The organism is Bacillus cereus group sp. BceL062, assembly GCF_051780025.1.
GTDB lineage: Bacteria > Bacillota > Bacilli > Bacillales > Bacillaceae_G > Bacillus_A > Bacillus_A toyonensis.
On record NZ_JBPWGY010000008.1, the window covers coordinates 233,061 to 246,024 of the forward strand.

Genomic DNA, 12,964 nt, shown 5'->3' on the forward strand with positions numbered 1-12,964 from the left:
GGTCTCTTTATTTTTGTATCCAATTATATACTTTCCAAATAAAAGAAAGGAACACCATATAACCAAATAAAGAATATGCATGGTTCCAATTTGCACTATGAATAAATAAACCTAAACCTTCCGCAACTTGTTCAAAAATGCTAGCACAAATACCTATGGAAATAATAAATATAGTTCTAGAAACGGCAGATAATGTTTTTGAAATTTGTATGAAAATAATTGTTGAAATCGGTAGTACAAACAACGTAAAGCCGACGTTAACTGAAAATATGGATGGGAAGGGCCTAACTGGAAAGAAGTATATGTGCTTATGGACAAAGAAAGCATCTAAGCAAGTTCCGATAATTGAAGAGAGTAAGATTGTAACTGCTAATGCTAGAAAATTATTCTTCTTCTCGAAGGAGGACATTTTTCTTTGCGAGAATTGCCAGTTCAATTTTTTCGAGTGTTTTGCAGTAGTCTTCTGTAATTTTTCCATTCATATTTTCCTCCTTATCCACTAAGTAATTTACAACTTGCCAGTCCGTAAACCAATCTTCACTTTCAACTTCTTCATGCTTCATATCTCGCCATGCATAGATGAGTGCAGGGCTGTATATACGATATGCGCCACTACGCAACTGGCATTTCTTTATTCGGCGTTTATAAAACTCACGGGAAAAAGATTCATTTACACTTGAAAATAAATGAGGCCAGTAATCTTTCCTTGAGCCTGTATGTGGATGATGCTCGGCCCAATATATGATTTGAGATAAAATATGTGTATCTCGAAATAATAATGAATACAACCTTTTTCCAATTAAGATTCGTTCATGCAAGGAAGTAAAATGTTTCATTGTATCGCCAATTAATAAAGTTTTTTGATTTGTATTATTTTCGTAGAAAGGGAAAAGGATATGATTAAACTGAAAGAAATCAAAGAGTTTAAATCCGATACTATTGAGTACGGTCTTTTGAAAGTGTGCATTTTGAATCACTCTTTTTTCTAAGTAGTTTTGCTCATTAATAATAGTTGCGATTGCTAATGTTTTTTTGTTCCCAGTTTTCCAAAAATCGTTCCACATCGTTTCCATAAATGTAGAAACATTTAGGTGAGGGAGAAGATGAAATAGCTTTTTTGCTTTTTTAACACTTTGTTCATAAAGTAAAAATTGAGGATATACATCTTGAAAAATGAGCCAATTCCCTCTTTCTAAAAAAGAAAAAAATGTAATTTGATCTTTCTCTGATAAAAGTTTCGTATATAAATCGCCCTTTAAATCAGTCATATTCCAACCGCCATTACGTGATACCATATGCCCAAGTAGTGCCCAATGTATTTCTGGAAATCGAATGTAAAATTGGTAGTATGCGCGTGTTCTCGTAACATTATTTTTATTTAGTTGTTCTGTCTGTATTTTTATATTGTTGATGATGAATTGCTCTTCTTTCGTTAATGTATACATGGTGTCAGAATGAATGAGTTTGCTTTTTTGTTTCAATTCATTTTTTACATCAAATAGGGAGAGAGGCAGTGCTTTGGAAGGTCCGTTATATGTATGATTTGAATTGCTTCGGTCCATTCCGTTACCTCCCTTTTTCATAAGTTTAAACGTGATTATTGGCTATGAATCATTCTATTTATCCCGCTATTTGCCGGGCAGTAAGATCCCCACCTCAAAATTCAGCGGAAGCAAAGAAGTTCAGTGGAGGTCGGGCTGCCCGTAAAAGTCCGATTGGTGAGGGCTGATAATCAGTGGGGGATGCCCCCCCACTAAATAAAGTTTCACTTTATTTTATTACGAGTATAAGAAATAAATGAGCGGTGTTTTTTACAAGGAATTTATTTATCATGCAAATAGTATAAAAAATCTTACCGTTATGAAGCGAAATGAAAAACAGAAACTATGTTTAATAGTTTCTGTTTTTTTATTTTGTCAATTTAATGTAACAAACGACAATTATGATTTGAATCAATTGAAAATAATTCAATCGCTTTTAATAAATACAATTTTTATGAAATGTACAGCAGGAGGAAAAGGAATGCTTAATAAAATAATTTTAATTACTGGTGGTACAGGTTCGTGGGGACATGAACTTATAAAACAATTATTAGAAAAATCACCGAAAGAAATTAGAGTTTTTTCAAGAAATGAAACGGTTCAGTTTGAAATGCAGCAACAGTTTATAAATGAAACTAGATTAAAATTTATCATTGGAGATATTCGTGATAAAGACCAACTCGTCTATGCTTGCCAAGATGTACATTATGTATTCCATCTTGCAGCTTTAAAACATGTTCCAGTATGTGAGTATTATCCTTATGAAGCTATAAAAACAAATATACATGGTACGCAAAATGTAATTGAAGCATCTATCCAGATGCAAGTTGAGAAAGTTATATATGTTTCAACAGATAAAGCAGCGGATCCATCAAATACGTATGGGATGACAAAAGCAATTGGTGAAAAATTAATGGTTCATGCGAATGTGCAAACGAAGAAAACAAAATTCATTTGTGTTCGTGGTGGAAATGTTTTAGGGACGAGCGGAAGTGTAGTGCCGCTTTTTAAAAAGCAAATTAAGAAGTCTTCACAAATAGGAATTACCGATGTAAATATGACTAGATTTTTCTTAACGATTGAAGATGCTGTTCGGTTGTTATTTAAAGCAGCATTTGACGGAAGAGGAGGGGAAATCTTTGTCATGAAAATGCCGGCATGTAAAATTACAGATTTAGCAAAGGTGTTGATGGAAGATTCGAAAAAAGAATACGTGAAGATAAAAGAAGTAGGGATAAGGCCAGGTGAAAAATTAAGTGAAATGCTTTTATCTGAAGTAGAGAGTAAAACAAGTATAAGTTTTGATCAAAATTATTTTGTGGTACTACCGACTATTCCTATAGAGGGACTTCAAGAATATTATGCTAGTTATCCGCTTGTGGATGTGAAGAGTTTTAGTTCTCAACAAGACTTACTTGCAAAAGATGAGGTGAAACAAATGCTATTAAAAGGAGGATTTCTACGATGAAAAAAAATGCAAGCCTTTTAATAACTGGTGCAAATGGTTTCACAGGTCGACATGCTTGCCAATATTTTTTAGAGCAGGGCTTTCATGTAATTCCTATGTTTCAAAAACGTCCACATAGAGAAAACATCGGAAATAGTATTACTTGTGATTTAACTAATAAGAGCGAAGTAATGAAGGTAATGAAACAAATAAAACCAGACTATGTATTGCATTTAGCAGGAAGAAATTCAGTTATAGAGTCTTGGACAGCTTCTCTTGAATACATGGAGATTAATGTAATAGGGACTTTGTATTTATTAGAAGCGATTAAGCAGGAAGCTTCGCATTGTAAAACATTAGTTATAGGATCTGCATTGCAAGCAGATAGTATGAATAACATAAAAGTTTCAAATCCATATAGTTTAAGTAAAACGATGCAAGTCATTATTGCAGAGGCTTGGGGCGGATTAATGGATTCAAATATTATCATTGCAAAGCCCTCAAACTTAATTGGTCCAGGAGAATCGAATGGCATTTGTTCGATTCTCGCAAAAAAAATGATAGATATAGAATCGGATAGAAGTAAAGCGATTATTGAAGTAAACAGTTTGAAAGATAGTAGGGATTTTCTAGATGTACGTGATGCGGTTAAAGCGTATCATGTGTTATTACGTAATGGTATAAATGGGAAACAATATAATATTGGATCAGGAGTGAGACGATCTTTATTAGATGTACTAGAACAATATAAAAGATTAACACAGCTCCATTTTACTATAAAAGAAACAGAGAATAGTGGAAGCAGCTCAAATGAGAGCTTAGTAATAGAGGATATAAAAAAGTTAGGTTGGATCCCAGAAATTCAATTTCATCAATCATTAAAAGATGTACTTGAATATGCGAAGTGCAGTGACATCTGCATGCAATGAAAAATAAAAAAGGGTGTAAGAAGTATATGAATGTAAATGGTTATGAAGCAATAAATAATCAAAATACACTATTTCTTTCGATTGTCGATACGCTGGATTGGAAAGATGAAGAAGCGCATGTTTTGCACATCTATGAGGCGATAAATAAATGTCGAGCATACGTGGAAAAGGTTAATCGGAAAAATCCAGCAGTAGAGACGGGAATTAGGCCTGTAATCCAAGTCTTTACTCAGTGTGAATGTAGTGAGTATGGAAATGATTTTTATGAACTTATCAAAGATCTTTTGCAAGATATAGGATTTGAGTTAAATATTTATATAAATAATAGTAAGTTTACTTACATGTAATAGATTGATATAAAGCAAGATTTTTAATGATAAAGGTGGATATAAGTTATGAATAAAAAGATTCTCTTTACTGGGGGCGGTACAGCAGGACACGTTATGATTAATATGGTATTGATTCCTAAATTTATGGAAAAAGGATGGGGAGTTGAGTATATTGGATCTCAAAATGGAATTGAAAAGTTATTAGTTCAAAATGTTAAGTACAATAGTATTTCAACGGGGAAGCTTCGGAGATATTGGGATTGGGAGAACTTTAAAGATCCTTTTAAAATTATAAAAGGCTGCTTACAAAGTTATAAATTAATTAAGAAAGTGAAGCCAGACGTTATCTTTTCGGCAGGAGGATTTGTTTCAGTTCCTGTAGTTATAGGGGCATGGTTAAATCATGTACCAATCGTAATACGTGAGCCAGACAGTACGTTAGGGTTAGCAAATAAAATAGCGTTGCCTTTTGCTACAAAACTATGCACAACATTTCCTCATACAGGGGAGAATGTAAGTAACGAGAAAAAAGTTTATGTAGGACCAATTGTAAGGGAAGAAATTGAGAGAGGTAACGTATTACGAGGAAGAAGTTATTGTGAATTTCAGCAAGATAAGCCAGTATTGTTAATTATGGGTGGGAGTCAAGGTGCTAAGTGGATAAATGATATGGTAAGGAAAAGTTTAGATACATTATTATTAAGTTTTAATATTGTTCATATGTGTGGTAAAGGAAAGATAGATTCATCTATTGGCATGGAAGGTTATATGCAATTTGAATATATAGGGGAAGAATTGCCGCATATATTGAATATGGCAAGTGTTGTCGTTTCCAGAGCGGGTTCTACTGCTATTTCTGAATTGTTATTTTTGAAGAAACCGATGTTGCTTATCCCGTTAACTAATGGTTCCAGTAGAGGGGATCAAGTTTTAAACGCTGAATATTTTTCTAGGCAAGGGTATGCGGAAGTTTTACTTCAAGATAGAACAAGTAGTAGTACATTTACACATGCAGTAAACCAGCTATATGCAAATAAGGAGAGGTATGTTCAAAACATGAATGGATATAAGAAAACAAATGATGAGGGGATTCATCAACTAATAGATTTAATAAATGAAGTGGTGAAATAATAGGGGGTTAAATGGAAAAAGAAAAGGAAAGAAGATATCTTCTTTCCTTTTCTTTTTCAAATTCATTATTATGTAGCCTATTATATGCTGTATAGAGCTATATACTATAGACGAATACCGTTTTTTAACAGCTTAGTAAATGCATTAGAATAAATAGGTTTACTGTAATAGTAGCCTTGAATAAACTGACATTTATTTTTTTGAAGGAAATTCACATGTTCTTTCGTTTCTACACCTTCAGCGATAACCGACATCTCTAATGTATGTGCTAATGTGATGATCGTTTTAATGATTTCCATTCCATCTTCACACGTTTCAGACATTGTCATAAACTCCCTCGGGATTTTTAAAGTATCGATTGGATATAAAGGTAAGTAAGCTAGCGAAGAATAGCCTGTACCAAAGTCGTCGATTGAAATGTGAATTCCTAAATTTTTTAGTGTACGCAGTTTTATTAATGTTTCTCTTTCATCCATCATTGCAATTCGTTCTGTTAATTCAAGATCGAGAGAACTCGCTGGTAAGCCTGTAGTTGCTAAAGTAGATGAAATAGACTTTACAAAATCTTCTTGTTCAAATTCTTTAGCAGATAAATTTACTCCTATTTTTAAATGAGAATACCCGAGTGCATGCCAACGTTTCATTTGCTCACAAGCTTGTTGTAATGTCCATTTTCCTATTGGAATAATTTGTAGTGTTTCTTCGGCAATAGGAATAAATTCGTATGGAGAAATAACACCTAATTCAGGATGGTTCCATCTGATCAAAGCTTCAGCACCGATAATTTTGTTCGATTTACTGTCAACTTGAGGTTGATATAAAAGGAACAATTCTTCATTTTGAAGTGCGTTTGGTAAATCTTTCTCTAATCGTAATCGTCTTTCAATTTTTTTAGCGATTACATCGTCATAAATAGAGACCGAGTTAAGCTCTTTTTCTTTCGCATCATACATTGCGACATTAGCGTTTTTCAAAAGTGTAGAGGCATCGATTCCAGAATGTGGATAAATAGCGATACCAATACTAAGTGATACATTTAATTTTTGTTCATGTATGACAAATGGTTTTTTCATACTTTCAAATAATTCGTTACATAACTGGAATAAGGAATCATAGTCAGTATAGTTTTCAATTAAGATTGTAAATTCATCGCCACCGATTCTTGATACATAAGTATGTGATGGAAGACATGATTGGACTCGCTGTGCCACTTCTTCTAATATATAATCACCTGACGAATGCCCAAGTGTATCGTTAATTGCTTTAAAGCGGTCTAAATCTAAATATAATAATGCAAACTCACTATTTATTGTTTGAGCATTCTTTATAACTTTTCTTAATTTCTTATGGAAATAGGCTCGATTCCCAATTTTCGTTACAGTATCGTGGAATGCTAAATATTTTATTTCTTCTTGTTGTTTTTTTTGTGCGGTAATATCCTTTACCATAATATAGCTTCCTGAAATTTGTCCATCTATCATAATAGGGACGATGGTAACGTATAAAAAATAAATAAAACCATCTTTATATTGAGAACTAAGTTGTAAGGATGCCGATTTTTGTTGTTTAACTTTTTCTAATGCAGTTACCAGTTTGTGTTTATCTTCATCTAAAATGATCGAGAAACATGTCTCACCGAGTAACTCGTTTGTTGGTGCTCCGAGCAGGACGCTTCCTGCCTCATTTACATTTAAGAATACTCCATTTAAATCAATTGTAAAAATGGGATCAGGATGATATTCATATAATGATTCGAATTTTTGCTGTTTCTGAGATAGAGCCTCTGACTTATGGACTAAATCAGAAGTCCTTAAAGTAACTTTATCTTCAAGTTGAGCATTAAATGCTTGTAGACGTTTTGTTAGAGTAGCATTTTGCATACCCACAATAGAATGTCGAATAAGTACAAAAACAAAAGCGATACAATTTCCTGTAATGAGAGTGGAAGATGATGTTTGTTCTTTTAACGTAAACCCGATTAGTATTGCGACGGCAAGGTAGGGGAATACGACTAAAACTTTTTTCCCTAATTTAGGGTGTACAGTAAAATAATTTTTATTGCTATTATAATCGTCTGAAATGGAACCAGCTATTGCGATGAGTAATATAGGTACTCTATATAAAAGACGTAATAGCGTTATAGTATCATTTGCTAAATGGCTATATAGGTAGAAATAAATATAGTTAAAAGTTGCAGAACTTATTAACACAAAAATAAAAATATAAATTTTCCGTTTGGAATTAAAAACAGTTGGACGGAAAAAGAGACTAACGCTTAGTAGAAGAAATAATAGGTCTGCAATTGGATATAGAAAGGAAAGAAAAATATCTCCCAGTGAAAGGGAAAATATATTTAAATCTGGCTGATTAAATAAATACCATTCTAATGTGAATACGGAAATGAGTACTATACATAGATCACAAATAAAGAATGCCTTTTCCCATTTGTTGCATTCTTTTAAGATTTTATAGCAGAAAGCGATAAGGCAGAAGAATAGAAAAAACATGTAAAATACATCAGAAATAGTAAAACGATGTATTGGAATTTCAAAAAAGTTATCTTGATACGTATATACTATTTTTCCTAATAAAAAACTACCAATTGCTATTGTGATACATATCCAAAAAGGATTTGAACTAACTTTTTTAGAATATATAGAGTAAATTAGTGATACAAATGTAATGGTTTCAATGATGAGTGAAGCGAAGCGTACATTGAAATTTGAAAAATGAGTAGGGAACAGAAAGAAAAACATAAAATAGATTGAATAGCATACTAATGTTGTGATTAATATGCATAGTTGTAAATTTTTATTTAATTTCAATAAAATCACCTTCTTTAATTATGCACCATATTCGTAATATCTATACATAATAATATTACTTAAGGATTGTATCAGATTTCCATATAAAAAGCATGCTAATAAGAAAAGAATTGAAGAGTGTAATACTTCTTAAAATTGAAAAAGTATTACGTTCAATAATTTTTAGTTTATAAGGAATGTAGATAGAATTTGTATATTTAGTCATCCTTTAGATTGTAAAGGTTTTTTAGTGATTTGCAAGCAGAGATGCAAAATTACATATAAACTGATAAGGGACTTCCTTCTAGGTTATAAAATTAAAGGGAAGACTTTTTGTTTTTATAATCTGAAAATTTATAATTGAAAATTAGTTAAAAAAAGTAATAAGATAAGAACGTATGATTTTGTGGGTTTGATAGTGTTGCCATTAAAAATGTAAAAAAAGGGTGAACTTTTAATGTTATGTCGAATTAAAGATGCAGAAATATACTACGAAATTGTTGGAGAGGGTAAACCAGTCCTTATTATACATGGCTGTGCCCCTGATCATAGGTTAATGCAAAGATGTATGGAATCAGTATTTCAAAAATATGAAGGATATCAAAGAATTTATATTGATTTACCTGGCATGGGAAAATCGAATGCTCCAGATTGGATAAATAGTTCAGACCATATATTAGAAGTACTTATTGCATTTATTGAGGAGATTATTTCTACTGAAAAATTTTTATTGGTAGGAGAATCGTACGGAGGATATTTGGCTAGAGGGATACTTTCAAAAATGTCTGAGAAGGTTAATGGGTTATTGTTAGTATGTCCTGTTGTTGTAGCACAACCAAAAGAAAGACTTTTACCGGATAAACAGGTACTTGTACGAGACGAGGAGTTTTTAAATACGCTCACTTCTATCGAAAGAGAAGAATTTTGCGATTTGGCAGTGGTAGCAAATGAATATACATATACACGATTCAAAGAAGAAATTAAGCCAGGATTAGATGTTGCTAATTATGAATTTATTGAAAGGTTGCAAAAGAATTACCCTCTTACTATAGATTTTCACCGTAAGAAATATGAGAAACCCGTTCTTTTATTAGCTGGAAGACAAGATATAACGGTAGGGTATCAAGATATTATAGGAATGATTGAAAATTATCCAAGAGCGACATTAGCTGTGTTAGACACGGCAGGACATAATTTGCAAATTGAACAGCCTGAACTATTTGAGAGTTTAGTAGGAGAGTGGATTAGAAGAACAACTTAGCAAAGTGTATAAAGTATATTAAAGGAGAATAAATTAATATTGCGATTACGCCTAAGTTTTTGGATGGGACAGATTAACGTGATGTATAAAAAATCTTAAGGAGGAATTATGAGTACATTTATTTACATGGTTAGACATGGCGAATCACTTAAAATAGAGGGGAATGAAAGAACACGTGGATTAACTGAGAAAGGAAATTTAGATACTCATAGAGTAACTGAGATATTAAAAACAGAGGGAATTGATACTTTCATTTCAAGTCCGTATAAGAGAGCTATGTTAACGATAGAAGAGGCAGCTAATTTCTATGAAAAAGAAATAGTAGTATATGAAAATCTTAAAGAGTGTCGATTTGCAAGTGAGGATCAGATTATATTAGACAAAGAGGTGTATCCACTTGTAAAGAGGATGTTCTCTAATCCGGACTTTGCACGAACGGAAGGAGAGTCATATGCGGATTGTCAGAGAAGAGTAGTGAAAGTATTAAAAGAAATCTTAATCGATTTTCAAGGGCGCAAAATTGTAATTGGTACACATGGGCTTGTCATGACATTGATGATGAACTATTTTGATAAGCAATATGGACTTGAATTTTTAATGAATACAGCAAAACCGGATATATATAAGATGGAATTTAAAGAAGAACAATTAATGAACGTAGAGAGATTATGGAAAGCGGAATAAAATTGGTTGCATGGATTTTGCTGTAAAAGTTACTTTTATAGCAAAATCTTTTTTATTTGAATAGAAAGCATCTTTATCAACTATTTTTAGAATGTTACATCAATAAGTAATTATTCAGTATTTGAATAAATTATGGGAAAATTGGTTTAAGGAAACCATTTTAAATATGACAAAACTCCAAACATTGGATTTATATTCAATAGAAGAAAAAGATGTAGAATTTTGTCTTGTTGTACGTGTTTACTTTTTATTCCGTTACATATAGGCTTTGTGGTGTAAGGGGGAGACATCACCTTTGCGCTACATTTAGAAGGAGGTCATTGTGATGAAAAAGATGAGAAAATTTGCGGGAGTAGCTTTAGCGGGGACAATTGGATTAAGTGGACTACTTTTTTTAGAACCAAGTATAGGTGCTGCAGAAACATCGCAAGTGCAAGAGGAGAATTTTAATGCGATTCATGTAAAGATGAATCAAAGTGAGCAGTATTTATTGAGTGGTAGAAGTATTGATGTTCTTTCGGGAGATAAAGAAGCAATTCAGTTAAATAAATACACAATTAGTTTTAGTAAACCTGGCGAGTATGTGATTAGGGTAAATGGTTGTGTTTATGACGATATCTATACTTTTACTGTGAGTGAGTAGTATATACTCTTATATTGTGAGATAAAAAAAGAAACACCCTATTTGCGGTGAGAATCGTAAATAGGGTGAATTATTTGTTAGAAAGTTAATGAAAAGAGCAATAGGTATTTAGTTGTGTTTTATATATTTTCATTAATTTGCTCTTTATTTTTGTTATGTAAAGTGTGTAAAAGTGTTTGAAATACTTTAAATGATTGCTGAAAGATTGGACTTTGAATAAAAGTGTATAGAAACGTTACGATGAAAACAGGACCTCCTAGCATATATCCAATAACTAATACAACGCATTCTACTATGATTCTAGCACGGCTAATAGACAGTCCCGTTTTGTCGGAAATAGTAAGCATGAATCCATCGCGAGGTCCAGCACCAATTCCAGCCGCAACATACATACCTCCCCCAATACCTGTGATTGCAATACCGGAAAATAAGATGAGTAAGTTTATCCATAAATAATGAGTAGCGTTTGGAAGGATATTTGATTGTAAGAAAAAGTCCATAATAGGACCGATAAGCAGTGCATTTAAAAATGTGCCTACGTTTATATATTTTCGATCTACTAGTAAAGAAATGAGAACGAGACATAATCCACATATGACACTCCACGTACCAATGGTCCATCCAAATCTTTGGTAGAGGGCCATATTTAAAACTTCCCAAGGATGCAAACCGAGAAATTTAACTTTGACTGCAAGAGCGTTTCCAAGGCCAAAGAAAATTAATCCTAAGAAAAAAAGAAAATAGCGAAAGAGAGTTAGCCTCATCTTTAAAACCTCCCATATTTTATAATTATGTATGTTACCTGTTACGGTTTTAATGTACAAATATTATGTCTTTTTAGCATTCGTTTAAAATTGTTAACAATGTAAATGAAATATACATCTTCACAGTCAAAACAGTTAAAATATTTCGTTTTAAGGATTATAATGGAGAGAGAAACAGAAAAGGGAGTGAACGAACTTGAAAAAAGAACTTATTGAAAGATTTACGAGATATGTAAAAATTGATACCCAATCAAATGAAGAAAGCCATACAGTGCCAACAACACCTGGACAAATTGAATTTGGTAAATTATTAGTTGAAGAGTTAAAAGAAATTGGGTTAACAGAAGTAACGATGGATGACAATGGTTATGTAATGGCAACACTTCCCGCTAATACGGACAAGGATGTGCCTGTAATCGGATTTTTAGCCCATTTAGATACGGCAACAGACTTTACAGGGGAAAACGTAAAACCACAAATTCATGAAAATTTTGATGGTCATGCAATTACGTTAAATGAAGAGTTAAATGTTGTATTAACACCAGAGCAGTTCCCGGAATTACCATCATATAAAGGTCATACGATTATTACAACTGATGGTACAACACTTCTAGGAGCAGATGATAAAGCTGGTCTTACAGAAATTATGGTTGCAATGAACTATTTAATACATAATCCGCAAATTAAGCACGGGAAAATAAGAGTAGCATTTACACCGGATGAAGAAATTGGTCGTGGGCCAGCGCATTTTGATGTAGAAGCGTTTGGTGCATCATTTGCTTACACGATGGATGGAGGTCCATTAGGTGGTTTAGAGTATGAAAGTTTTAATGCTGCAGGTGCTAAGTTAACGTTTAACGGAACGAATACACATCCTGGAACAGCGAAAAATAAAATGCGTAACGCAACGAAACTTGCTATGGAGTTTAACGGGCATTTACCAGTAGAAGAGGCGCCAGAATATACAGAAGGCTATGAAGGGTTCTATCATTTACTTTCTTTAAATGGTGATGTTGAGCAAAGTAAAGCGTATTACATTATTCGAGATTTTGATCGTGAAAATTTTGAGACACGTAAAAATAACGTTGAAAATATTGTGAAGCAAATGCAAGAGAAGTATGGGCAAGATGCGGTCGTTTTAGAAATGAATGATCAATATTATAACATGCTTGAAAAAATTGAACCGGTAAGAGAAATTGTTGATATTGCATATGAAGCGATGAAAAGTTTAAATATCGAACCGAACATTCACCCGATTCGCGGTGGAACAGATGGATCACAATTATCATATATGGGATTACCGACGCCAAATATTTTCACTGGTGGTGAAAACTACCACGGTAAATTTGAGTATGTTTCGGTAGATACTATGGAAAAAGCTGTTCAAGTTATTGTAGAAATCGCAAGACGATTTGAAGAACAAGCTTAGAC

The 12,964-nt window shown here is 32.8% G+C and carries 12 protein-coding genes; 8 read left to right on the forward strand and 4 right to left on the reverse strand.

The annotated features are described in order from the left end of the window. Positions 1-7: 7 nt before the first annotated feature. Complete coding sequence (locus ACS2MN_RS19800; protein ID WP_140154184.1) at positions 8-409, reverse strand: CBO0543 family protein; 402 nt, start codon at positions 407-409, stop codon at positions 8-10. Next, a complete protein-coding gene (locus ACS2MN_RS19805; protein WP_088055197.1) occupies positions 384-1,562 on the reverse strand; it encodes a DUF2515 domain-containing protein in 1,179 nt (392 codons plus the stop codon). The genes ACS2MN_RS19800 and ACS2MN_RS19805 overlap by 26 nt, the downstream gene beginning before the upstream one ends. A 460-nt stretch (positions 1,563-2,022) precedes the next feature. Between ACS2MN_RS19805 and ACS2MN_RS19810 the strand changes: the two genes are divergently transcribed. Genes ACS2MN_RS19810 through ACS2MN_RS19825 form a run of 4 tightly spaced genes read left to right on the forward strand, consistent with a single transcriptional unit; the run spans position 2,023 to position 5,377 of the window. Continuing rightward, on the forward strand, positions 2,023-3,009 hold the full coding sequence (locus tag ACS2MN_RS19810; RefSeq protein ID WP_000932616.1) for a UDP-N-acetylglucosamine 4,6-dehydratase family protein: 987 nt from the start codon (positions 2,023-2,025) through the stop codon (positions 3,007-3,009). Then, the gene (locus ACS2MN_RS19815) at positions 3,006-3,917 is read left to right on the forward strand and encodes an NAD-dependent epimerase/dehydratase family protein (RefSeq protein WP_000739087.1); all 912 of its coding nucleotides are present in this window, start codon (positions 3,006-3,008) and stop codon (positions 3,915-3,917) included. The genes ACS2MN_RS19810 and ACS2MN_RS19815 overlap by 4 nt, the downstream gene beginning before the upstream one ends. Continuing rightward, positions 3,914-4,264, forward strand: a complete 351-nt coding sequence (locus ACS2MN_RS19820) for a DUF6572 domain-containing protein (RefSeq protein ID WP_002093408.1) — start codon at positions 3,914-3,916, stop codon at positions 4,262-4,264. Before ACS2MN_RS19815 ends, ACS2MN_RS19820 begins: the two co-directional genes overlap by 4 nt. Before the next feature lie 48 nt (positions 4,265-4,312). Beyond that, complete coding sequence (locus tag ACS2MN_RS19825; RefSeq protein WP_001035075.1) at positions 4,313-5,377, forward strand: undecaprenyldiphospho-muramoylpentapeptide beta-N-acetylglucosaminyltransferase; 1,065 nt, start codon at positions 4,313-4,315, stop codon at positions 5,375-5,377. A gap of 104 nt (positions 5,378-5,481) precedes the next feature. Here ACS2MN_RS19825 and ACS2MN_RS19830 read toward each other — a convergent pair whose 3' ends face one another. Next, complete coding sequence (locus ACS2MN_RS19830) at positions 5,482-8,202, reverse strand: sensor domain-containing protein (RefSeq protein WP_000773582.1); 2,721 nt, start codon at positions 8,200-8,202, stop codon at positions 5,482-5,484. Between the two features lie 436 nt (positions 8,203-8,638). On the opposite strand from ACS2MN_RS19830, the gene ACS2MN_RS19835 reads away from it, so the two are divergent. The 3 genes from ACS2MN_RS19835 to ACS2MN_RS19845 all read left to right on the forward strand — a co-directional run bounded on the left by ACS2MN_RS19835 (position 8,639) and on the right by ACS2MN_RS19845 (position 10,769). After that, a complete protein-coding gene (locus ACS2MN_RS19835; protein ID WP_000882569.1) occupies positions 8,639-9,442 on the forward strand; it encodes an alpha/beta fold hydrolase in 804 nt (267 codons plus the stop codon). Positions 9,443-9,550: 108 nt separating this feature from the next. Further along, on the forward strand, positions 9,551-10,126 hold the full coding sequence (locus tag ACS2MN_RS19840) for a histidine phosphatase family protein (RefSeq protein ID WP_000102869.1): 576 nt from the start codon (positions 9,551-9,553) through the stop codon (positions 10,124-10,126). Between the two features lie 325 nt (positions 10,127-10,451). Then, positions 10,452-10,769 carry a hypothetical protein gene (locus ACS2MN_RS19845; protein WP_000738754.1) on the forward strand — a complete coding sequence of 106 codons (318 nt, stop codon included), beginning with the start codon at positions 10,452-10,454 and terminating at the stop codon, positions 10,767-10,769. Positions 10,770-10,888: 119 nt separating this feature from the next. Here ACS2MN_RS19845 and ACS2MN_RS19850 read toward each other — a convergent pair whose 3' ends face one another. Then, a complete protein-coding gene (locus ACS2MN_RS19850; RefSeq protein ID WP_001241266.1) occupies positions 10,889-11,533 on the reverse strand; it encodes a YczE/YyaS/YitT family protein in 645 nt (214 codons plus the stop codon). Between the two features lie 196 nt (positions 11,534-11,729). Here ACS2MN_RS19850 and pepT point away from each other — a divergent pair, with 196 nt between their 5' ends. Continuing rightward, positions 11,730-12,962, forward strand: a complete 1,233-nt coding sequence (gene pepT, locus ACS2MN_RS19855; RefSeq protein ID WP_000711886.1) for a peptidase T — start codon at positions 11,730-11,732, stop codon at positions 12,960-12,962. Positions 12,963-12,964 lie beyond the last annotated feature (2 nt).

Excerpts from the sequence above, each read along its gene's own strand:
- ACS2MN_RS19840 (WP_000102869.1), top strand. The coding sequence starts at position 9,551 with ATGAGTACATTTATTTACATGGTTAGACATGGCGAATCACTTAAAATA.
- ACS2MN_RS19820 (WP_002093408.1), top strand. The coding sequence starts at position 3,914 with ATGAAAAATAAAAAAGGGTGTAAGAAGTATATGAATGTAAATGGTTAT.
- ACS2MN_RS19835 (WP_000882569.1), top strand. The coding sequence starts at position 8,639 with ATGTTATGTCGAATTAAAGATGCAGAAATATACTACGAAATTGTTGGA.
- ACS2MN_RS19850 (WP_001241266.1), bottom strand. The coding sequence starts at position 11,533 with ATGAGGCTAACTCTCTTTCGCTATTTTCTTTTTTTCTTAGGATTAATT.
- ACS2MN_RS19800 (WP_140154184.1), bottom strand. The coding sequence starts at position 409 with ATGTCCTCCTTCGAGAAGAAGAATAATTTTCTAGCATTAGCAGTTACA.
- ACS2MN_RS19845 (WP_000738754.1), top strand. The coding sequence starts at position 10,452 with ATGAAAAAGATGAGAAAATTTGCGGGAGTAGCTTTAGCGGGGACAATT.
- ACS2MN_RS19825 (WP_001035075.1), top strand. The coding sequence starts at position 4,313 with ATGAATAAAAAGATTCTCTTTACTGGGGGCGGTACAGCAGGACACGTT.
- ACS2MN_RS19805 (WP_088055197.1), bottom strand. The coding sequence starts at position 1,562 with ATGGACCGAAGCAATTCAAATCATACATATAACGGACCTTCCAAAGCA.
- ACS2MN_RS19810 (WP_000932616.1), top strand. The coding sequence starts at position 2,023 with ATGCTTAATAAAATAATTTTAATTACTGGTGGTACAGGTTCGTGGGGA.
- ACS2MN_RS19815 (WP_000739087.1), top strand. The coding sequence starts at position 3,006 with ATGAAAAAAAATGCAAGCCTTTTAATAACTGGTGCAAATGGTTTCACA.